We start from the raw sequence: 22,998 nt of genomic DNA on the forward strand, positions 1-22,998 counted from the left end.
ATCGGGCGCTGATCTTGCTGGCGCCTGCGCTGGCAAGCCGGCGCCTTATGGGGGATGCCCCCATTCATTTCCAGGCCGTCGGGCATCGCGGGTTTCACCGTGGCAGCCCACGCAATGGCGCCGCACCCCACAAGGAGCCACAGCCATGACCACCCAGTTGCCCTACGCCTGGGCCAAGTCCCAGCGCATCCTCCTGCGCCACACCGAGCAGGGCGCGGTGCTGCTGGTGTGCCCCTCGACGCCTGGCTGGTCCATCAGCGAAGCCCGCCGCCAGTTCGGCCCGGCGCGCCTGGAGCGGATTCGCGACGAGGAACTCGACGGCCTGCTGGCCACCGCCTACGCCGACACCGGCAGCGCAGCAGCGGTGGTCGGGGCGGCGGAGAACGAGGTGGACCTGGACCGCCTGATGCAGGACATGCCGGAAATCACCGACCTGCTGGACACCCAGGACGGCGCCCCGGTAATCCGCATGATCAACGCCTTGCTCACCCAGGCCGCGCGGGACGAGGCCAGCGATATCCATATCGAACCCTTCGAGACCTATTCGGTGGTGCGCTACCGGGTCGACGGCACCCTGCGCGACGTGGTGTCGCCACGCAAGGCGCTGCACGGCGCGCTGGTGTCGCGGATCAAGATCATGGCCCAGCTGGACATCGCCGAAAAACGCCTGCCCCAGGACGGGCGCATCGCCCTGCGGGTGGCCGGGCGGCCCATCGATATCCGTGTGTCCACGGTGCCCACCGGGCATGGCGAGCGGGTGGTGATGCGCCTGCTGGACAAGCAGGCCGGGCGCCTGCAACTGGAGACCCTGGGCATGGACCCGGACCTGCTGGCGCGCCTGGATACCCTGATCCGCCAGCCCCACGGCATCGTCCTGGTCACCGGGCCCACCGGCAGCGGCAAGACCACCAGCCTCTACGCGGCCCTGGCCCGGCTGGATGCCAGCACCAGCAATATCCTCACCGTCGAGGACCCGGTGGAATACGACCTGCCGGGCATCAGCCAGATCCAGGTCAACGCCAAGATCGACATGACCTTCGCCCTGGCCCTGCGGGCGATCCTGCGCCAGGACCCGGACATCATCATGATCGGCGAGATCCGCGACCTGGAGACCGCGCAGATCGCGGTCCAGGCCTCGCTCACCGGGCACCTGGTGCTGGCGACCCTGCACACCAACGACGCGGTATCGGCGGTCAACCGCCTGATCGACATGGGGGTGGAGCCGTTTCTCCTGGCCTCGTCGATGCTCGGGGTGCTGGCCCAGCGCCTGGTGCGGCGCCTGTGCAGCCAGTGCAAGGAGCAGGACCCGGCCAACCCCGGCACCTGGCGCCCGGTGGGCTGCCCGGCCTGCAACCACATCGGCTACAGCGGGCGAACCGGGATCCATGAGCTGTTCTGCATCGATGACGATGTGCGCAGCCTGATCCACCAGGGCGCCGAGGAGCAGGCCCTGCGTGCCGCCGCGCGCCGGGCCGGGATGTTCAGCATGCGCGAGGACGGTGAACGCTGGGTGCGCAGCGGCGCCACCGCGCCGGAAGAAATCCTGCGTGTGACACGGGACGCCTGATGAATCGCTATCGCTATGAAGCCGCCGACGCCCTCGGCAAGATCGAATCCGGGCACCTGGAAGCCGACAGCCAGGGTGCGGCCTTCGCCAGCCTGCGCAGCCGCGGCCTGACCGCCTTGCTGGTGCAGCTCGATGGCAACGGCGGCGACGGCGGAGCAGGGGGGCTGCTGCGCCCCAGGCTCTCGGACAACGACCTGGCCTGGGCCACCCGCCAGCTGGCCAGCCTGCTGGGGGCCAGCCTGCCGCTGGAGGCCGCGCTGAGCGCCACGGTGGAGCAGGCCGAGCGCAAGCACATCGCCCAGACCCTGAGCGCGGTGCGCGCGGATGTGCGCAGCGGCATGCGCCTGGCCGAGGCCCTGGCGGCGCGGCCCAGGGATTTTCCGGAGATCTACCGGGCGCTGATCGCCGCCGGCGAAGAGTCCGGCGACCTGGCCCAGGTCATGGAGCGGCTGGCGGACTACATCGAAGAGCGCAACGGCCTGCGGGGCAAGATCCTCACCGCCTTTATCTACCCGGGGGTGGTGGGGCTGGTGTCCATCGGCATCGTGATCTTCCTGCTCAGCTATGTGGTGCCTCAGGTGGTCAGTGCCTTCTCCCAGGCGCGCCAGGACCTGCCGGGGCTGACCCTGGCCATGCTCAATGCCAGTGATTTCATCCGTGCCTGGGGCGGCCTGTGCTTTGCCTCCATGGTCGCCGGGTTCTGGGGCTGGCGGGTGTACCTGCGCAACCCCCGGGCGCGCTTGAACTGGCACAGCCGGATCCTGCGCCTGCCGCTGATCGGGCGCTTTGTCCTGGGGCTGAACACCGCGCGTTTTGCCTCGACCCTGGCGATCCTCGGCAGCGCCGGGGTGCCTTTGTTGCGGGCCCTGGAAGCGGCGCGCCAGACCCTGTCCAACGACCGCCTGAGCCAGAGCGTGATCGAGGCCACGGCCAAGGTGCGCGAAGGCGCCAACCTGGCGGCGGCGCTGCGGGTGGAAAAAGTCTTTCCGCCGGTGCTGATCCACCTGATCGCCAGCGGCGAGAAGACTGGCGCCTTGCCGCCGATGCTGGAACGGGCGGCGCAGACCCTGTCGCGGGATATCGAGCGCCGGGCCATGGGCATGACCGCCTTGCTCGAACCCTTGATGATCGTGGTGATGGGCGGTGTGGTGCTGGTGATCGTGATGGCGGTACTGCTGCCGATCATCGAGATCAACCAGCTGGTCACCTGAACCGCACGACCCGACCTGACCTGACCCCGTCCGGCCCGGTCCGTAGGAGCTGGCTTGCCAGTGAAGGCGTCGGCAGCGGCGATGCAGGGCTGGCGGGCCTCTTCGCCGGCAAGCCGGCTCCTACGAGAGCGAAGCGGTGGTGCGAAGCACAGGGCAGGGCAGCCATAAAATTTCGCGCCGCGTGCCTCACTCCCGACCGGGCAAGCCGCCAACCTCGGGTTCCTCGTTCTGTCATGTTCAGACCCGGTGGCCAGCCCCCTCGGCGCTTGCAGGGCAATGCCGCTTCCAGCCCCGGCAACCTGGCGGTCATTTTCCCGGGAAAGGCGCGAAAACCTCCGACAAACACCCGAGAATCTTTTGCAAAAACAGCCGCTTTCTCCCGAGGTTTTTTCCTTTATCTGTCACCGGAAACTGCGAACTTCTCTCCCCATGGCCTCACCCATCAAGCCGTCTGGATCAAGGCTTCTGGCCCGAGTGCCATGGCGTCATGCAAGAGCTATTCACCCAACGTACGAACACGACGAAAGGAGATTCTTCATGTTTAAGCGCAACGTTCTCGCGGCATCCCTGACCCTGGCTGCCCTGTGCTCGGCACAGGCTGCAATGGCTGATATCAACGGCGGTGGCGCAACCCTGCCACAACCGCTGTACCAGACCGCTGGCGTACTGACCGCCGGCTTCGCTCCCTACATCGGCGTAGGCAGCGGCAACGGCAAGGCTGCCTTCCTGAACAACGACTACACCAAGTTCGTGGCCGGCACCACCGGCAAGAACGTGCACTGGGCCGGTAGCGATTCCAAGCTCAGCGCAGCAGAGCTCAAAGGTTATGAAGACAATCACCAAGCGGCCTGGGGCAAGCTGATCCAGGTGCCTTCGGTGGCCACTTCGGTTGCCGTTCCATTCAACAAGGCGGGTTCCACCGCCGTTGACCTGAGCGTCAATGACCTGTGCGGCGTGTTCTCGGGGCGCGTTTCCAAGTGGGAGCAGCTTCCGACTTCGGGCCGTACCGGCGCCATCACCGTGGTTTACCGCAATGAAAGCAGCGGCACCACCGAGCTGTTCACCCGCTTCCTGAACGCCAAGTGCGCCGAGACCGGCACCTTCGCCGTGACCACCAACTTCGCTTCCAGCTACTCGGGCGGCCTGCCTGCCGGTGCGGTTGCCGCTGTTACCAGCCAAGGCGTCATGGACGCGCTGAACGCTGGCGACGGTCGCATCACCTACATGAGCCCGGACTACGCCGCGCCGACCCTGGCCGGCCTGGACGACGCTACCAAGGTGGCCAAGGTGGCTGGCGTTTCCCCGGCGCCTGCCAACGTTTCCTCGGCTATCGCCGCGGTTGCCGTGCCTGATACCACTGTTCGTGGCGACCAGAACCTGTGGGTTCCTGTCTTCACTTCCCAGGCCAACATCGACGCCAACCCAAGCGACAAGAGCCTGCGCCTGTACCCAACCAGCGGTTACCCAATCCTGGGCTTCACCAACCTGATCTTCAGCCAGTGCTACGCCGACGCTAACCAGACTTCGCAAGTACGGGCTTTCTTCAGCCGTCACTACGGTGCCCTGGTGAACAACGACACCGCCATCAACAACAACCGCTTCGTGCCTCTGCCAGCTGCCTGGAAAACCGCAGTACGTGACTCGTTCGTCACTGCCTCCAGCGGCCTGAGCATCGGTAACGCCAGCGTCTGCAACGCCATCGGCCGTCCGCTGTAACTTTCGCGTCCGATACCTGCAGCACCCGGATCAGCAACGGTTTCGACCGTTGCTGATTTTTTTCATGCTCGGCACAACGGTCCGGCACGAGTGCTCGCCCGTCCTGATACGACAGGAGTCATGTCATGTTCAAAATGCATTGGTTAGCCACGTCACTGGTGGGCAGCGCCCTATGTGCCCAGTTGGCCCTGGCGGATATCAACGGTGGCGGGTCGACGCTGCCGCAGTCGTACTACCTGGCGCCCGGCGTACTGACGGCGGGTTTTGCGCCCTACATCGGCTCTGATCTCGGGGACAAGGAAGCCTTTCTGAACAACGACTACAACCGCCTGATTCCGGGCGCCCCTGCCCGGAACGTGCACTGGGTGGCCACTGAATCGAAGTTGAGAGGCAGCGAGCTCGACGGCTACTCCATGGCCCATGGCGCGAGCTGGGGGCCGTTGATCCAGGTGCCCGTCGCCGCCACGGCGGTGGCGATCCGCTTCAACAAGGCCGGCATTGGCAACCTGGACCTGAGCGTCAATGACGTGTGCGGGATCTTCTCGGGCCGGCTGGACCGTTGGGAGTACCTGTCGAGCGGTGCAGGCACTTACGGACCACTGACGGTGGTCTACCCGCAAGGGCCCAGTGGCACCACCGAGCTGTTTACCCGTTTTCTCAATGCCAAGTGCTCTGAACCGGCCGGGCCTTTCGCGGTGACCCGGTTCTTCGCCAACGCTTATCCAGCCTCGGTGCCACAGACCGCCAAGAGCGCGCAGGGCAGCCCCCAGATCATGGAAGTGCTCAATGCAACCCCGGGGAGTGTGACCTTCATCGGTTCGAGCCACGCATCCAGCACCCTTGCCGGGCTGGAAGATGGCAGCAAGGTAGCGCGGGTAGGGGGGATAGCCCCGACACCGGCGAACATCGTCAACGCCATCAGCCTGATCAGCCCGCCGACGGCGAACCTATCGACCGGCCCGTTCAGCGACCCCATCAGGTGGGTACCGGTGTTCGCCGCTTCGTTCGATGGCAATGACCCCTCGGTGGTGCCATTTCCCAGCGTCGGTTATCCGATCCTGGGCTTTAGCACCGCGATTTTCAGCCAGTGCTACGCCGATGCGACGCAAACCGCCCAGGTGCGGGCGTTCTTTGCCCGCCAGTACGGTTCGCTGGTCACTAACGATGCGGCACTGCTCAACAACAACCTGCAACCCTTGCCGGCGATCTGGAAGGCCGCGATACGGAACGCCTTCGTGACGCCCGCCAGCCTGCGCAGTATCGGCAACCCCAATATCTGCAACGCCATTGGCCGACCTTTCTAGCCGGCCAGCGCCGCTTGCCCCTGCCTGCCGCCGTGGCACGCAGGGGCAGGGGCGACACCCTGCACCCCAAAGATGAATTTTCCGTGACATCCGTTCGGTCGCGCCTCGCGCCAACGGCCTATCCCCTAAAGCAGTGACGCGCGCCCTGGGCCCTACAAGCGTCGCGCTCCCGTGGGCGTCATAACAAAGGATGAGTAGTAATGGTTCGCTGCAAACCACCGGTCAAATCCCCCGCGCTGCGCCCTGATGGCGAGTTGCCGATCCTGCGGCTCAAGCCCCTGGCCCAGGCCATCGCCCTGCTGATGGTGGCGGGCAGTGCCCATGGCGCCACGGCCTTCAGTTCCGGCTGGTTCGCCGACAAGGGCGCGTCCCAGGCCGCCACCGCCGCGCGCACCAACGGCCAGGTTCCGGGGATCCCGCCGCTGTCCCAGCAGACCCGCGCCAACCAGCAGTTGCAGCGCTCCCTGAGCAACCTCAATTCCAGCGTTGCCGCCATCGCCGCCCAGCAAGCGGCCCAGGCTGCCGCACGCCAGGCCGCATTCGGCACGGTGAGCACCATTCCCGATGGCCTCGGCGAAGGCGGGCTGAAGGTCGACAACAGCCTGACCCAGGGTTGGCTCAATGCCAAAGGGCCGGTGCAGAGCCAGTCCGGCGGCAAGACCACGGTGACCATCGAGCAGACCGCCGACAAGGCCATTCTCAACTGGGAGACCTTCAACGTCGGGCGCAACACCACCGTCGACTTCCAGCAGCAGTCCAACTGGGCGCTGTTGAACAAGGTCAACGACCCCAATGGACGGCCCAGTGAAATCCAGGGCCAGATCAAGGGCGCCGGTACGGTGATGATCATGAACCGCAACGGGGTGATCTTTACCGGCACCAGCCAGGTCAATGTGCGCAACCTGGTGGCGGCCGCAGCCACCATCAGCGACGAGCAGTTCACCCAGCGCGGGCTCTATGTGGACGCCAACGGCACCCAGCCGACCTTCAGCGATGCCCTGGGCAAGGTCCAGGTGCAGCGTGGCGCGCTGATCCAGACCCACCCGGCGGCCACCTCCACCGAATCCGGCGGCTATGCCTTGCTGCTGGGCTCGGAAGTGGAGAACGCCGGCACCATCGTCACTGCCAAGGGCCAGACCACCCTGGCGGCCGGCGACAGCTTCTACATCCGCCGCGGGGTCGGCACCAGCGGCAACCAGCACTCCACCACCCGGGGCAATGAAGTTGCCACTTCGCTGAAGGCCGGCAGCAGCGCCGGCAAGGTCAGCAACAGCGGCCTGATCATGGCCTCCACGGGCGACATCACCCTCACCGGGCACCAGGTGGCGCAGAACGGCGTGGCCCTGGCCAGCACTTCGGTGGACACCCGCGGCACCATCCATTTGCTCAACTCCGCCAGCGACAGCACCGGCAGCGTGACCCTGGGGCAGGGCAGCACCACCGCAATCCTTCTGGACAGCAGTGGCAGCAGCGCTCTGGACAGCCAGCGCAACAACGGCCTGATCAACCTCGACGGCACCCCGACCAACCTGATCACCGGCCAGTTCAACAACCTCAGCAGCGTGGCCGACCGCAGCGACCAGTCCCGGGTGGAGATCGTCAGCGGCGGCACCGTGGATTTCCAGGACGGCTCCATCACCCTGGCCACCGGTGGCCAGGTGGCGGTCAGTGCCGGGCAGCGCAGCCTGGTGCGCGATGGCGCGGTGATCGATGTGGCCGGCGCCGTCGGGGTCAAGGTGGCGATGGAGTCCAACAACATCAAGATCAACGTCCAGGGCAACGAGCAGCGCGATTCGGCGGGCAACCGCGACAGCGGCCAGTTGATCAACAACGACGTCTGGGTCGACCTGCGCGAGCTGGTGTTCGTCCCGGCGGGCACCAACGGCTACGCCACCGATCGCTGGTACACCGCCGGCGGCCTGCTGGAAGTGGGCGGCTACCTGGGCACCCAGGGCCACAACATCGGCGAGTGGATGGCCCAGGGCGGTACCCTGACCTTCACCGGCAAGGACGTGGTGACCCAGTCCGGCGCCCAGTTGAACCTCTCCGGCGGCACCGTCGATGTGCAGGGCGGCTACATCCAGCAGACCTGGCTCAAGGGCGCCGACGGGCGCTTGTACGAGCTCTCCAGGGCGCCGGGGGACCTGCTCTACACCGGCATCTACAAGGGCTATGTGGACAGCAGCCCGCGCTGGGGCCGCACCGATTACTACTACAACCCGCTGATCGCCCAGCAGCGCCGCTACGAGGCCGGCTACAGCGTCGGCCGCGACGCCGGCAAGCTGGTAATCGGCACCAGCAACGCCGTGCTCGAAGGCCAGCTGGTGAGCGAAGTGTTCAAGGGCGACCGCCAGACCCAGGCGCCGAACATCAACCTCGACGGCTACCAGCAATCGCACAAGGCCGCGGCCCAGCGCGCGCAACTGATCATTGGCAACTACACGCCGATCTACAACAAGACCAGCGGCACCCTGCGCTACGCCCTGAGCCCCAGCGTGGACAAGGTGCTGATCGAGACCAACCAGCAGAAGATCGCCGACGGCCTGGACCTCGCCACAGCCCTGCCGGCCAACCGCCAGGGCCAGCTGGTGCTGGACAGCGACCAGCTCAACGGCTTCCAGCTGGGGGCGATCAAGGTCGGCGCCAGGCAGCAGGTCCAGGTCAACGGCGCGCTGAAGGTAGCCGATGGCGGCGACATCACCCTGTTCGGGCCAGAGGTCAAGATCAACGCCAACCTCACCGCCCACGGTGGCAGCATCAACGCCGGCAACGTGCTGAACCAGGTGGATGTGAACCGCAACTTCGTGGTCGGCGATGTGATCCTCGCGCCCACCGGCGGCGCCCAGGCCCGGGTCGATGTAGCCAGCGGGGTCAAGCTGGATGCCAGCGGGCGCTGGAACAACCTGGCCCTGGACCCCTCGGACAGCAGCGGCCTGGCCTTTATCAACGGGGGCAAGGTGTCGCTGCGCAGCAGCGGCGACCTCAACCTGGCCAACGGCACCCTGGTGGATGCCAGCTCCGGCGCCAGCATTGCCTATGACGGCAAGACCAGCGGTGGCAAGGGCGGCGACGTGACCCTGGCCGCCGACGGCAAGCTCGACCTCAATGGCGAGCTACGCGGGTATGGGGTCAACGGTGGCGGCACCCTGGCCCTGCAGGCGCACAAGGTGCTGATTGGCGCCCATGATCCGGCCCCCGAGGCCGGCACCCTGCAATTGGCGGGGGACTTCTTCAACAAGGGCTTCGGCGCCTACGACATCACCGGCAACGAAGGGCTGACCGTGGCCGAGGGCGCGCAGGTCGAGGTCAACATGCCGGTCTACCGCTTCGGGGCCCAGGCCAGCAGCAGTGCCACTGGCAGCGACCCGGCCACGGTGCTGGAGCGCTGGTTGCCGCAGCTGTACCAGCAGGATGCAACCAGGGGCGTGCTGACCCAGCGCCGTGGCGCCGGCCTGACCCTGAGCGCCGGCAACCAGTACTCCACGGCCGCCCAGTTGGCCACCACGGCGCTGAGCGTGGGGCAGGGCGCGGTGATCAGTGTCGACCCGGGGCAGGCCATCAACCTGCGCAGCGTCGGCCAGTTGACCCTGAACGGCACGCTCAATGCCTGGGGCGGCAGCGTCAGTCTGGGCGGCCTGACGGTGGCCAGTTCCGAGGCCGCCAATGCCGCCGGTCACGGGCGCTCGATCTGGGTCGGCGAGCAGGCGGTGATTGATGTGGCGGCGCGGGCGGTGAGCGCCGTGGACAACCGTGGCCGCCGTTACGGCCAGGTGCGCAATGGCGGCAAGATCGCCATCGGCGGCGAGATCGACCTGGCCACCGGTATCGCCAAGGCCAGCGACCTGTTTGTGGTGGTGCGCGAGGGTGCGCGTCTCGACGCTTCCGGCGCCCAGGCGGCCCTGGACATTCCCGGCCAGGGCCGGGTGCAGGTGGCCAGCAACGGTGGCAGCATCAGCTTCGCGTCCAACAACGGCCTGTACCTGGACGGCAGCTTCGTCGCCCGGGCCGGAGGCGCTGGCGCTGCAGGGGGCACCTTGTCGCTGGCCCTGGAAAGCCCGTACTACATCAAGAACGCGGTCAACGACCGGGTGCTCAAGGCCCGGGAGCTGGTGCTCAGCCAGACCCACCAGGGCAGTGCGCTGCCCGCGAGCGCCGACGCCGCGGCCGCCAGCCTGGAGTATGGCCACGGCCGTCTCGGGGTGGATCAGGTCACCGCCGGCGGCTTCGACAACCTGGCACTGCTGAGCAACGGCCTGTTGAGCTTCGATGGCGATGTGTCGCTGAACATGGGCCAGAGCCTGCGCCTGTACAGCGGTGCCCTGAACCTCAGCGAAAGCGCCGCGGCCAATAGCCGGGTCGACCTGTCGGCACCCTACCTGCTGCTGGCGGGCATCCTCGCGCCGCTGGAAGCCAAGGACCAGTACGTGCGTCCGGTCTCCACCGGCACGCCGTCGCAACAGGCCACCCAGGCGCAGTTCAATGCCAGCGGCAACCTGATCGATGTGCGTGGCAACGTGGTGTTCGGCAGCAAGGGCACGTTGCGCCAGGCCGACAACAGCCTGCTGAGCGTCGAGCGCCGCGGGTTCGACCATGTGCAACTGACCAGCCAGGGCGACCTGCGCTTTCTCGCCGGGGCCGGGGCCGATGTGATCGCCAAGGGCATCAGCACCCAGTTGCTGACCCAGGGCGACATGACCCTGCGGGCCGCGCAGTTGTACCCGGGTACCGAGGTCGGGGCCCGGGTGATTGCCGGCTACCTCAACGATATTTCCGGCACCAGCATCAACTTCGACCCCACGCGCACCCTGGCCATCGGCCGCACCGGCCATGGCGAGGCGCCTGTGCCGTATTCGGCCTTCGGCCGCTTGCAGCTGGGCGCGGCCAACATCCAGCAGGGCGGGGTGGTCCGTGCGCCCCTGGGGCTGATCGAGATCGGCAACCTGGGCGCGAGCAAGGTCGAGCTGCTGCCCGGCAGCCTGACTTCGGTCAGCGGCAAGGGCCTGGTACTGCCTTACGGCGGCACCGTCGATGGCCAGGTCTACAAGTACAACGGCAAGACCGTGACCTTCCTCGGCCAGGGCGCCCTGGTGAATGAGAACAGCGACCTGAGCGTCGGGGTGATCCTGGGCGGCAAGTCGGTGCAGGTACAGCCCGATGCCACCGTGGACCTGTCCGGTGGTGGCGAACTGCTGGGCGCCGGGTTCATTTCCGGGCGCGGCGGCTCCACCGATGCGCGCTACAGCCCGCTGGTGCAGATCGGCGCCAACGGCAGCTTCATCCTCCCGGGCCTGGGCAGCAACCCGATCTACGCCATAGTGCCCGGGGTGCAGCCGGGCTATGCGCCGGTGGCACCGGAGGGCGGCGCGGTGGACCCGCTGATCGGCCAGCAGATCACCATTGGCGCCGGGGTTCCGGGGCTGGCGGCGGGCACCTACACCCTGATGCCGTCCACCTATGCGCTGATGCCGGGGGCCTTTCGCGTCGAGATCAACGGCCTGGCCGGGCTCGGCACCGAAGGCGCGACCCAGCCGTTGCGCAATGGCTCCTGGTCCACCGCCGGGCGCCTGTCGATTGCCCATACCGGGATCAGCAACAGCGTCGCCAGCCAGTTGATCCTGACCTCGGCCGACACCCTGCGCCGCTATTCCCAGTACAACGAAACCGGCTATGCCCAGTTCGCCCGGGCCGATGCCGCCAAGCTCGGGGTGCCACGGCCGATGCTGCCGGTGGACGCCAAGACCCTGAAGCTGGCCCTGGAGCCGGGGGCCGGTGCGGATGCCTTCTCGTTCAAGGGCATTGGCCGTTTCGATGCCGCTGCGGGGGGCTATGGCGGCACCGTCGCGGTGTTGAACATGGGCAGTGGCAACATCGAAGTGGTGGCGGCCGGCAAGTCGGCCACCCAGGGTTTCAACGGCGTTACCCTGGATGCCGACAGCCTCAACGCCATGGGCGCAGCGCGCCTGATGCTGGGCGGCCTGACGCTGGTCAAGTACGGCCAGGGCGGCAACTACATCACCGTGGCCGAAGGCGTGAACACGCCCAAGGGCTCGATCACCTTGCGCGAGGGCGCCACCCTGGCCGCGCCGGAAGTGTTCCTGGTGAGCAACACCGGCGAGATCGTCCTGGAGCAGGGCGCGTCGATCAATACCCTGGGCCGAGGCAAGGCCAGCTATGACGCCCGTGACGGTTTCACCTACCAGGTGGCCAATATGCTGGCGGTGTCCAACGGCCTGCTCAACGTGATCAGCAAGGCCCAGGCCGGCGGACAGACCAGCGGCGGCATCCGGCTCGGGGTGTGCGCCAGCGCGCCGTGCAGCGGGCAGACCGCACTGTATTCCGATGGCAGCCTCGTTGCCCTGACCGACAACGCCTTCGAGCTGGGTGACCAGGTGCGCTACGGCACCCGCCACCTGAACCTGGGCCTGAACAACATCAACGTCGGCAGCCCGGAGGCGCTGGCGGCAGCGGCGGCGGGCAATCGCCTGCCCAGCGGCATGACCCTGACCCAGCAACTGCTCGACCGCCTGCTGCGCGGCGATACCCAGTTCGGCGCCCCGGCCCTGGAGACCTTGCAGCTCTCGGCCCGGGACGGCTTCAACTTCTACGGCAGCGCCAGCCTGGACACCTACGACCCGGCGACCGGCAAGTCGCTGCTGAGCAACCTGATGCTCTCCACCCCGGCGATCTACGGTGCCGGGGGCGCCAATGATGTGGCCAGCATCCACACCGCCAACCTGATCTGGCAGGGTTCCGAGACCCCGGCAGGCGCGGTGGTGGCCGGCGGTGCCGGAACCGGCAGCGGCCGCCTGCAAATCAATGCCGAACGCATCGAGTTCGGCTACGGGGCCTTTGCCCAGCCCAGCACCACCAAGAGTTTCGACCGCCTGGCCCTGGGTTTTGCCAACGTCGACCTCAATGCCAGCCAGCGCATTACCGCCAACCACAAGGGCAGCCTGTCGGTCTACCAGAGCCAGGGCGCCTTCGATCCGCTCAAGGGGTTTGCCTACAGCGGCGGCAACCTGAATATCCTCACCCCACTGATGACCGGCGAGGCCGGCTCGGTGAACCGCATCACTGCTGGCGGCGCCATGGATATCGGCGCCTCGGCCGGCCCTCGTGGCCAGGCCAATGGCCAGGGCGCGGAACTGTCTCTGCAGGGCGACAGCATCCGCCTGGCCAGTGCCGTGGTGCTGCCCAGCGGCAAGGTGACCCTGGGGGCCCGGGGTGATGTCAGCCTGACCGATGCGGCGCTGATCGATGTGGCCGGCCGCACCATCGCCTTCAATGACCTGAGCAAATACGGCGCCGGCGGCGAAGTGCTGCTGCAGAGTGCTACCGGCAATGTGCTGCAGGCCACGGGCTCGACCATCGACCTTTCGGCCACCCACAACCAGGCCGGCAAACTGCGGGCGGTGGCGCTGGACAGTGTGGCCGGCCGGGTAGACCTGGCGGGCAAGGTCCTTGGCGGCAGCAGCGGCTACTACGATGCCGGCGGCACCCTGGTGCCGTTCCTCGGCGCCACGGTGGAAATCCAGGCCCAGCACCTGGGCAGCAGCGGCACCCTGGACGAGCAGTTCGCCGCCCTCAACCAGCGCCTGAACCAGGGCCAGGTCTTTGGCGCACGCAGCTTCCAGCTCAAGCAGGGCGACCTGACCATCGGCGACGGGGTCAGGGCCAGCACCGTCAACGTCTCGGTGGACAACGGCAGCCTGCGGGTTACCGGGCGAGTGGACGCCAGCGGCGAACGGGTCGGCAGTATCAACCTGGCGGCCGGCAAGGGCCTGACTCTGGACGGCAGCGCGGTGCTCGATGCCCACGGCAGCAAGCTGCGGGTGGACAGCTACGGCAAGATCATCGACTCACCGAACCGCGCCAGCGTGGTGCTCAGCTCGGGCCAGGGCCGCCTGACCCTGGCCGACGGTGCGCGCATCGACCTGCGCCACGGCACCGACGTTGCTGTGGGCAGCGCGGCGGGGCAGAACGACGGTCGCAGCCGCGGCACCCTGGAGCTGAACGCGCCGCGCCTCGTCCAGGCGGACCAGAGCAGCAACGACATCGACATCGATGCCCGCGGCCCGCTGGATATCCAGGGCGCGCGCTCGATTGCGGTCAACGGCATGCTGCGCTACGACGATGCTCCGGAAAAAACCGACGCCACCGCCAGCGGCCGCCCTTACCAGGAAATCACCCAGGCCTACCTGGATGCCAAGCATGCCCAGAGCACGGCCTTTATCAACGCGGCCCTGCAAAACAGCGACCTGCTGCAGAAAAAGCTGGCCGGCCTGAACAACGCCGGCTATGCCGACGCCTTCCATCTGCGGCCCGGGGTCGAGATCGTCAGCAAGAGCGCAGACGGCGACCTGGTGGTGCAGGGCGACCTGGACCTGTCGGGCTATCGCTATGCCAGCCTCAACCCCCACAGCCAGAAGACCTCGGTCTACGGTTCCGGCGAGGTCGGCAGCCTGACCCTGCGCGCCGGGGGCGACCTGAATGTCTATGGCAGCATCAACGACGGCTTCGCGCCGCCGCCTGCCACCGTGGACGACAAGGGCTGGGTGCTGCTGCCGGGCGTGGACTTCACCGGCGGCACTATCATCGTGCCGGGCAACGGCGTGACCATCGCCGACGGCACCGCCTTCCCGGCGGGCAGCACCCTCAACTACGACCTGCCGATCAAGGGGCTGACCGTGGCCGCGGGCACGCGCCTGCCGGTCACGGCGACCCTGGACCAGACCCTGGTACTGCCGGCGGGTACGGTACTGGCGGCGGCGATTCGCGATGCCTCGGGCAACCTGCTGTTCGCCGCCGGCACCCTGCTCGGCGAGCCCCGGACCCTGGTCGCCGGCACCCGTCTGGAGGCCGGGACGCTGTTGACCCAGGGCACCCAGCTGCGGTCCATGACCTGGCCCAAGGGCGTGCCGCTGCCGCAAGTACACCTGGCCAATGTGAACAACAACATCGTCATGCTCGACGGCAGTAAGGCCCTGCCCAAGGGCGGGCTGATCCCGGCCGGCACCAACGTCAAGCTGCCGAGCGGCGTCGACTCGGTGCAGTTGCGGCCCGAAGACGTCGGGCGCCAGGGCAAGCTCTGGGCCATTGCGCCGATGCTTGCCGAAGGCTCGCAATCCTGGTCCCTGCGCCTGGTGGCCGGGGCCGATACCAGCGCAGCCGACAGCCGCATCGTGCAGGCCAACCCACGCAGCGGTGACTTGCATCTGGCGGACAGCCATTACGGGATGTTCGCCAAGGAACTGCCCAGCCAGGTGGTGCGGACCTGGACCCAGGTGGCGGTGGATGACCTGGCCGGCGTAGGGATAGTGGTCAAGGCCGGTGATCCGATCGACGAACAACTGCTGGTGGATCTGGGGCAGACCTCGATCGAGCAGTTCTGTGCCGACAGCCCGGCCTATTGCGCGATCAAGGCCAGCTACGCCTGGACCCAGCTGGCGGTGGACGAGCTGGCGGGCGCCGGGGTGGTGGTCAAGGCCGGCGATCCGATCGATGAGCAACTCCTGCTGGACCTGGGGCAGTCGTCCGTCGCGGCCTTCTGTGAAGAGTCGCCCGCCTTCTGCATGGCCCTGGACAGCAAGACCTATGGCGCAACGCCGTCCAGCAGCCGCTTCAGCGTGATCCGCACCGGCACCGGCGACCTTGAACTGCTCAGCGCCGGCAACCTGAGCATGGACTCGCTGTACGGGGTCTATACCGCCGGTACTTCCTCCACGGCGACGACGGCCGGCGATCCCTACAACCAGCCACGGGCCCTGGGAACGGGAGCCACGGTGCTCAATGACCCGGGCAGTTACTTCGAGCAGTTCGTCAATGGCAGCGGCACCAGCCTGTACCGCGCCTGGTACCCGGAGGCGGGGGGCAACCTGCGGGTCAGTGCCGGTGGCGACCTGACCGGCAATATCAGCAGTACCGCCAACGACAGCCGTGCCTGGCCCAACCCCAAGGACAACGGCCAGGACTCGGCCGAAGTGGGCAACTGGCTGTGGCGCCAGGGCAGCGGCGATGTCGCCACCGGCGGTTCGGCGCAACCCGGTGCCTGGTGGATCAACTTCGGCACCTATGCGGCCAACGGCAGCGCCGACCGGATGCTGGGCTTTACCGGGTTCGGCACCCTGGGCGGCGGCAACCTGGAGCTGAATGTCGGCGGTGACGCGGGCATCCTCCAGCGCCTGACGGACAGCGCCGGCGCCTCCACCGTGGCGCCCCGCAGCCAGGGGCTGGTGCTGGCCGTGGGCAGTACCGGCCGGGTCGCCAGCGATGGCAGCCTGCAACTGACCGGCGGTGGCGACCTGCGGGTGAACATTGCGGGCGCCTTGAACCCGGCCAGCAACCTGGTCATCGAGCATCGCAACGGGGTCGTGGTCAACCTGCGTGGCAGCAGCCATTTGCAGAGTGCCTCCCTGGGCAGCATCGACCTGCACTATGGCGGCACCGCCGTTGACCACAACCCCAGCGAAGCCCGGGCCTTCGACCCGTTGCGCGCCACCCGTGGCCTGGCCCAGGGCGGCCTGACCCTGGTGCCCGGCGATGCCACCTTCAACCTGCAGAGCCGCGGCGACCTGGTGGTGCAGAACGTCGAGGACCCGGGCCGGGTCCGCCAGTTCAACACCGCGCTCTTCAGCCGTGGCAGCCAGCAAGGCAGCGGCCGGAGCTGGTTCACCCTGTGGACCGAGCGTACCGCCATCGACCTGATGTCCCTGGGCGGCAACCTGACCCCGCTCACCAGCCCTGGCAGCACCGATCTGGCGGTGGTCTATCCGTCGATCCTCAGGGCCGTGGCAGCCAGCGGCAGCCTTTACTATGGCAAGGCCGCCAGCGCGCAAGTCGGCGACCTCAACTACCGGGTGCCGCTGTTCCTGGCGCCGGGCGCCGCAGGGCAGTTGCAGTTCCTGGCCCAGGACTCGATCTACGCGGGCGGTTTCACCGTCAGCCAGTCGGGCGCCGCGGCCGCTTCGGTGGCCACGCCCTGGCGTCCGGCATTTATCGGCAGCATCGAGGGTGAAGTGGTGGCCAGCAACCTGTCGGTCAACGGCAACCCGGTCATCGGCTCGATCCTGCCGTTGTTCGCCTTCGGTTCCGGCAGCGTCTCCGGGCTGGTTGCCGGCCCGGCCGATCCGGCGCGTTTCTATGCGGTGAACGGCGACCTGATGGGGGTCAACAGCGGCCGGATCATCACCTTCGGCCAGGCGGCCTCCCAGTTGCACTCGGGGCAGACCTGGTACGAGGGCAGCCGCCCGGTGTGGATGATGGCCGGGCGCGATATCGTCAGCAGTGGCCGGACCTTCGGCGTCGAGGACCCGGTCAATGGCTCGACCTCCCAGGGCAACCTGTTCGTGCACAACAACCCCAGCGACATCTCCGTCGTCAGCGCCGGGCGCGACATCCTCTACAGCAACTTCAACGTCGCCGGCCCCGGCACCCTGGAACTGACCGCGGGGCGCAACATCCTCATGGAGGACAAGGTCAGCGTCACCAGCATCGGCGCCGTGGCGCCGGGGGACCGCCGGCCTGGGGCGAGCATCGTGATGCAGGCCGGGTTCGGCCCCAACGGCCCGGACTACCGGCGCTTCGTCGAGGCTTACCTGGACCCGGCCAACCTCGCCCAGCCGGGCGAAAGCCTGTCGGGCGCCCGGGTGGCCAAGACCTACGAGGGCGAACTGCTGGACTGGCTGGCCGAGCGCTTCGGCTTTGTCGGCGACAGCGCCCAGGCCCGGGCCTATTACGCGGCCCTGCCCGCGGAACAACAGCGGGTGTTTGCCCGGAATGTGTATTTTGCCGAGCTCAAGGCCGCCGGCCGCGAGTACACCGAGGAAGGCGGCATGCGCCAGGGCAGCTATGCCCGGGGCCGGGCGGCGATTGCCGGGCTGTTCCCGAGCACCGACGTGGCGGGCAACCCGATCACCTACCAGGGCGATATCACCCTGTTCGGCGGTGCCGGGGTGCACACCGACTTTGGCGGCAACATCCAGATGCTGACCCCCGGCGGCAACCAGACCTTCGGCATCGAGGGCACGGCGCCACCGGCCTCGGCGGGGATCATCACCCAGGGCGCGGGGGACATCCAGCTGTACTCCCTGGGCAGCATCCTGCTGGGCCAGAGCCGGATCATGACCACCTTCGGCGGCTCGATCATGGGCTGGTCGGCGGCGGGCGACATCAACGCAGGCCGCGGTTCCAAGACCACCGTGGTCTATACACCGCCCAAGCGGGTCTACGACAACTGGGGCAACGTCAGCCTGTCCCCGTCGGTGCCCAGCACCGGGGCGGGGATCGCCACTCTCAACCCGATACCGGAAGTGGCGGCCGGCGACATCGACCTGATCGCGCCCCTGGGCACCATCGATGCCGGCGAGGCGGGGATCCGGGTCTCGGGCAACGTCAACATCGCCGCTCTGCGGGTGGTCAACGCGGCGAACATCCAGACCCAGGGCAAGTCCAGCGGGGTGCCGGTCACGGCGGCGGTCAACACCGGCGCCATGACCTCGGCCAGCGCCGCCGGCTCCGCCGCGTCCCAGGCCGCGGAAGATGCGGCCCGCAACCAGCAGGCGGCGGCCAAGCAGGGCCGGGCGTCCATCGTCACCGTGGAAGTGCTGGGCTTTGGTAGCGAACCGGTGCAACGCCCCCGTGAAGACGCCAGCCGCGCCCCGGGCTACAACCCCGACAGCCCGGTGCAGGTGCTGGGCGCCGGGCCCTTGAGCGACCAGGCCCGGGCGCGTTTGACCGACGAGGAGCGCGGGCAACTGACGCTGTAGGTTCTCTCGTGGTAGCAAGGCTTGGGGGCGATCGTCGATCGCCCCTTTTTTTTGAAGCAGGGGAGGTGCTATTCCAGGTGGGAATGCAATGAATAAAAGCAATGAATTTTAATTATCAAACCGCAGGGCCTAGCCTGTCCCGATCCTTTGAATGGAGCCCTGCCATGACCTCATCCTCGGTAAACCCGGCTGAAAAATTCGACCGCTCGCGGGCCGACGAATACGCCCGCCAGAGCCGTATCGCCCTGGCGGGCTACGACGCCTGCCATGACCTTGCCGCCTGCATGTTGGCGGCCAGCCTGGGTGAGGGGCGTGCGGCCCACATCCTGGCCGTGGGGCCGGTGGCACGGCCCAGGAGATTATCGCCATGGCTTCCCTGGAACCGGGCTGGCGCTTTACCGCTGTAGACCCCTCGGCACCGATGCTGGAGACAGCGCGCCAGCAGTTGCAGGCGCAGGGTTTGCTGGAGAGGACCGAAGTGCGTCTGGCCACGGTGGACGAACTGGCGGCGGACGAACCCTTCGACGGGGCCACGCTGATCGGCGTGCTGCACCATCTGCCCGGTGATGAAGCCAAGCGGCAATTGCTGCGGGCCATCGCCCGGCGCCTCAAACCCGGCGCGCCGCTGATCGTCGCCGGCAATCACTACGCCTACGCCAGCCAGCCCCTGCTGCTGGCGGCCTGGGGGCAACGCTGGCGCCAGCAGGGCGCGACGGCGGATGAGGTACAAGCCAAGCTGGGGAAAATCCTTCAGGGCGCCGACCCGCCCCATTCCGAGGCGGCGGTGCAACGGTTGCTCGAAGAGGGCGGTTTCAGCGCGGGAACACGTTTCTTCAGCAGCCTGTTCTGGGGCGCCTGGCTGAGCCGCAAGAGTCGCTGAGGGGCCGCTCGAACATGCCTGGCACGCCTTCAGGCCGGCAAGTTCCACAAGGTCATCACTCATGGAGTGTCGCCGCATGCCGGGCCAGCCCGCGAGGCCGGTATCGCCTTTGAGCATCTGCTGTGCATGAGCAATGTGCCGCCACTGGCGGCCTCGCCCCCCTGTCGGGCAGCCCAGGCGCAGATTGCCGCGCGCCTGGGCATCAATGATCACGCGCCGGTCCTGCTCCTGGCCTGTTCCAGGTTGGCCGCGCCCAGCCAGTAGAACAGCCCGCCGGCGACTATGAACGCTCCCAGCATGTAGAAGATCCAGTGCGCCGGGTGGCTGGCCAGGAGCATGCCGCAGAGTATCGGGCCCAGTGCGCCGCCGAGGTTGGAGAGGTTCTGCGCGCCGTAATACAGGCCTCGCAGGTGTTCGGGGGCGATCAGGTCGATGAACATGTACTCGGCGGGAAACACGATGATTTCCCCCAGGGTGAACACCACCATCGACAGCACCCACAGCGCCAGGCTGGTGGCCAGGCCGAAGCCGCTGACCCCCAGCAGGAACAGGCCCAGCCCCAGTGCCAGCCAGCGGCTCAGGTGGCGCTGGGTAATCCTGCGGCCGATGGCGTATTGCAGGGCGATCACCAGCAGCGCATTGGTCGCCACCAAGGTGCTGATGATGCGGTAGGTGGCCTCGGCCGAGGTGGTGACCACCAGGTACTGCGACAGGTACGCCGAGAACTGGCCAAAGACCACGGCGCTGAGCAGGCCGCCCAGGGTGAAGCACACCAGGCGGTAATCCCGTAGCAGCTGTTTGCCCAGGGCCGCGAAGGATAGCGGCGCTGGTGTCGGGCCGGCGGCGCTCAGCTGTCTGTCGCCCCAGCGCATATGGATCGCCAGGAACCCGGCGCCCAGGGCGGCGGAGATCAGGAACGGCAGGCTGATGTCCAGGCGCGCCAGCCCGGCGCCGAGGAACGGGCCCACGGCGTAGCCGATATTGGTCAGGGTGTATTTGATCGAGAAGGCTTCGCTGCGCTGTTCCACCGACAGGCGCTGGGCAAAGCCGGCCTTGATCGCGATGTCGATCACCGCATAGGCCAGGTTGACCAGCACCAGGCACAGGTAGAACAGCCACAGCTGGCGGGCACTGAAGGCGCCGATGAAGCCCAGGGTGAACAGCGCGCAGCAGGCCAGGATCAGCCGGTAGCTGGGCGTGCGGTCCACCAGGAAACCACCGTAGAGGCTCAGCAGCGAGCCGAGGATCATGCTGCTGCCGATCACCAGCCCGATGTCGCTCACTTGCAGGCCGAAAGCACTGCTCAAGTAGATCACCAGGTAGGGCAGGGTGATTGCCCGGGCCAGGGTCAGCACCAGGGTGCCGGCCAGCAGCAGGTTGATTGCTTTCGGGTAGCTTTTCAGGGTGCGCAGCATCCGTGCCTCATCGGTCTGTAACGGCGTTTTTGAGAATGGCAGCCAGCTTACTGGGGAATCTGGTTCTGTTTTATGATGTTTTTTACCCAGTGAATGGAATCAGATTCATGAATAAGAGGCGCCGATGTTTTCTTCCGAACGCTTGAAGGGGATCGATGTATTTGTCTGCGTGGCCGACTGCGGCAGCTTCAAGGCCGCCGCCGAACGGCTCAACCTTACGGCTTCCGCCGTCAGCAAGGCCATCGCCCGGCTGGAAGGGCGCCTGCAGGCGCGGCTGTTCCAGCGCACCACCCGCAGCCTGGCGCTGACCGACGCGGGCACGGCCTTCTACCGCACCTGCAGCGGGGTGCTGGCAGACCTGGAAGAGGCCGAGCTGGCGCTGAACGCGGAAAATTCCGAGCTGCGGGGGCGGGTGCGCATCGACCTGCCCGGGACCTTCGGCCGCTCCCAGGTGCTGGGCGCCGTCCTGCGCTTTGCCCGGGAGCATCCGGGCTTGCAGCCGCACATCACCTTTTCCGATCCCGGTGTCGAGCCGCTTGAAGCCGGTGCGGACATCGCCGTGCGCCTTGGCGGCTCGGGGCAGTGGCCGGCGGCGCTGGGGCACCGCTGCCTGGGCCGCGAATGGCACCTGTTCTGCGCCTCGCCCGACTACCTGCGCAGCCATGGCGTGCCGCTGACCGACCAGGACCTTGAGCGCCATCAGTGCATTGCCTATGGCTGGGTGGATGGCCGGGTCAGCCCCTGGAACTTCGCCAGCGGCCGCCCGGGCGAGAGTGAGCGCCGGGTGATGTCCGCCAGTTGCGTGGTGGGCGATGGCGAGGGGCTGTTGATGGCGGTGCAGCAAGGCTACGGCATTGCGCAATTGCCTTCCTGGCTGGTCAAGCGCCAGTTGGAGGACGGAAGTCTGGTGGAGGTGCTGCCGCAATGGGCCAGCGAAGGGCAGGCGATCCATCTGCTGTGGCTGAAAAGCCGGCAGGGGTTGCCCAAGGTCAGTGCATTGCTGGAGATGCTGGAACGGAATCTGCGGGGATAACGATGAGAAAAAATGGCAGGGGCGGCTGGATTCGAACCAACGCATGGCAGGATCAAAACCTGCTGCCTTACCGCTTGGCGACGCCCCTGTAGCTGTTGCGACGTTACTTGCCTGAACTGCCGGCCCGGGGAGGGCCGCTGCAAGAACGGGCGCAAATTTATCAACTTATCGGCGGGCTGGGAAGCCCCCTGGTGAAAAAAATGAGTTTGAAAACAGCTGCTTAGTCTTTTTCAGGGCGATTTTATCCGTCCCGGGGTTCAAGGGACCAGGTAGCCGGGCTGTGAATCCTTCAGCGGCCGGGCCATGTCCAGTGCGCGGCGGATGGCCCGCAACTCCGCCCCTTCAAGGGCGCGCCGGCCAAATTGATAGTCGTCGCCCCCCGGGCCCAGGTGCACCGAAAGCAGCCCGAACAGCTGCTCGCCCACTGCTTCGATGAACATTTCCATATAGCTTTCGTAACGGCCGTAGGCGCACAGGTAGATCAGCCCCTGGACCTCGGCGCGCTCGCACTCGTGAATGTCATCCCAGGTCAGGCAACTGCCCTGTTCGCCACTGATCAGCGGCAGGTGCCAGGCGTTCGGTGCGAGCGGTTGGGCGCGCAGGGCCTCCGGTAGCGGCTGGCAGGACAGCACCTGGAAGCGGTACCTGAGCCTGCCGTGGTGGTTGGCATGCCGTGGCGCGGGCGGCTCGGCGGCCGGGCCGGTGATCCGCACGTGCAGCAGGTGGCTCAGGGCGATTTCCGAGGGTTGCTCGTTCCAGCCATTGAGGTCCGCCAGCGGCGGGCACCAGATCAGTTGCAGGGTTTCACCGAGCACGATGCCGTCCTGGCGTTGGAAGAAGGCCGAGCTTTGCTCGCCCACCACTGGCAGCAGGTCGCGCAGCTGCAAGGTCGGCGCGCCGTAGTCGATGCCAAGGTCGGTGGACCAGAACAGGGGGGTGCAGGTTCTCAGGGGTGCCGGCATGGACGCGAGCCTGTGATGGGGAAGGGGAGGATTCTTCGGTAACTGGCGCCGGATGTCACCTCTGTCTGACTCAATCGGCTACATCCGCTGGCTCAATGTGACCGTGACAGCCCGCTGCCGCGCACTAGTATAGGGAGCCTTGGGCA

General features: G+C 67.2%; 8 protein-coding genes, 1 tRNA gene and 1 pseudogene. 7 read left to right on the top strand and 3 right to left on the bottom strand.

Annotated elements, in window-relative coordinates:
- The first annotated feature begins 145 nt into the window (after positions 1-145).
- From gspE to KI242_RS14660, 6 genes and pseudogenes are all read left to right on the top strand, one after another.
- The gene (gene gspE / locus KI242_RS14635; RefSeq protein WP_212806309.1) at positions 146-1,567 is read left to right on the top strand and encodes a type II secretion system ATPase GspE; all 1,422 of its coding nucleotides are present in this window, start codon (positions 146-148) and stop codon (positions 1,565-1,567) included.
- Positions 1,567-2,778 carry a type II secretion system inner membrane protein GspF gene (gene gspF, locus KI242_RS14640; protein ID WP_212806310.1) on the top strand — a complete coding sequence of 404 codons (1,212 nt, stop codon included), beginning with the start codon at positions 1,567-1,569 and terminating at the stop codon, positions 2,776-2,778. The genes gspE and gspF overlap by 1 nt, the downstream gene beginning before the upstream one ends.
- Positions 2,779-3,315: 537 nt before the next feature.
- On the top strand, positions 3,316-4,494 hold the full coding sequence (locus tag KI242_RS14645) for a substrate-binding domain-containing protein (RefSeq protein WP_011061052.1): 1,179 nt from the start codon (positions 3,316-3,318) through the stop codon (positions 4,492-4,494).
- A 125-nt stretch (positions 4,495-4,619) separates the two neighbouring features.
- Positions 4,620-5,798: a substrate-binding domain-containing protein gene (locus tag KI242_RS14650; RefSeq protein ID WP_077934022.1), complete on the top strand. Its 1,179-nt coding sequence runs from the start codon at positions 4,620-4,622 to the stop codon at positions 5,796-5,798.
- Positions 5,799-5,998: 200 nt separating this feature from the next.
- Positions 5,999-18,562, top strand: a complete 12,564-nt coding sequence (locus tag KI242_RS14655; protein WP_212806311.1) for a filamentous haemagglutinin family protein — start codon at positions 5,999-6,001, stop codon at positions 18,560-18,562.
- Between the two features lie 164 nt (positions 18,563-18,726).
- Positions 18,727-19,442 (top strand): annotated as a pseudogene (locus KI242_RS14660) (class I SAM-dependent methyltransferase).
- A 209-nt stretch (positions 19,443-19,651) separates the two neighbouring features.
- Here the strand turns inward: KI242_RS14660 and KI242_RS14665 are convergent.
- On the bottom strand, positions 19,652-20,857 hold the full coding sequence (locus KI242_RS14665) for an MFS transporter (protein WP_072442043.1): 1,206 nt from the start codon (positions 20,855-20,857) through the stop codon (positions 19,652-19,654).
- Positions 20,858-20,981: 124 nt separating this feature from the next.
- On the opposite strand from KI242_RS14665, the gene KI242_RS14670 reads away from it, so the two are divergent.
- Entirely contained in the window at positions 20,982-21,890 is a 909-nt protein-coding gene (locus KI242_RS14670) for a LysR family transcriptional regulator (protein WP_011061057.1), read from the top strand.
- Between the two features lie 13 nt (positions 21,891-21,903).
- Here the strand turns inward: KI242_RS14670 and KI242_RS14675 are convergent.
- Positions 21,904-21,978, bottom strand: a tRNA-Gln gene (locus tag KI242_RS14675).
- A gap of 169 nt (positions 21,979-22,147) precedes the next feature.
- Positions 22,148-22,852: a hypothetical protein gene (locus KI242_RS14680; RefSeq protein WP_123430866.1), complete on the bottom strand. Its 705-nt coding sequence runs from the start codon at positions 22,850-22,852 to the stop codon at positions 22,148-22,150.
- Positions 22,853-22,998 lie beyond the last annotated feature (146 nt).

This window comes from Pseudomonas sp. Eqa60, from assembly GCF_018326405.1.
Classification (GTDB): Bacteria; Pseudomonadota; Gammaproteobacteria; order Pseudomonadales; family Pseudomonadaceae; genus Aquipseudomonas; species Aquipseudomonas protegens.

Excerpts from the sequence above, each read along its gene's own strand:
- gspE (WP_212806309.1), top strand. The coding sequence starts at position 146 with ATGACCACCCAGTTGCCCTACGCCTGGGCCAAGTCCCAGCGCATCCTC.
- KI242_RS14665 (WP_072442043.1), bottom strand. The coding sequence starts at position 20,857 with ATGCTGCGCACCCTGAAAAGCTACCCGAAAGCAATCAACCTGCTGCTG.
- gspF (WP_212806310.1), top strand. The coding sequence starts at position 1,567 with ATGAATCGCTATCGCTATGAAGCCGCCGACGCCCTCGGCAAGATCGAA.
- KI242_RS14670 (WP_011061057.1), top strand. The coding sequence starts at position 20,982 with ATGTTTTCTTCCGAACGCTTGAAGGGGATCGATGTATTTGTCTGCGTG.
- KI242_RS14655 (WP_212806311.1), top strand. The coding sequence starts at position 5,999 with ATGGTTCGCTGCAAACCACCGGTCAAATCCCCCGCGCTGCGCCCTGAT.
- KI242_RS14650 (WP_077934022.1), top strand. The coding sequence starts at position 4,620 with ATGTTCAAAATGCATTGGTTAGCCACGTCACTGGTGGGCAGCGCCCTA.
- KI242_RS14645 (WP_011061052.1), top strand. The coding sequence starts at position 3,316 with ATGTTTAAGCGCAACGTTCTCGCGGCATCCCTGACCCTGGCTGCCCTG.
- KI242_RS14680 (WP_123430866.1), bottom strand. The coding sequence starts at position 22,852 with ATGCCGGCACCCCTGAGAACCTGCACCCCCCTGTTCTGGTCCACCGAC.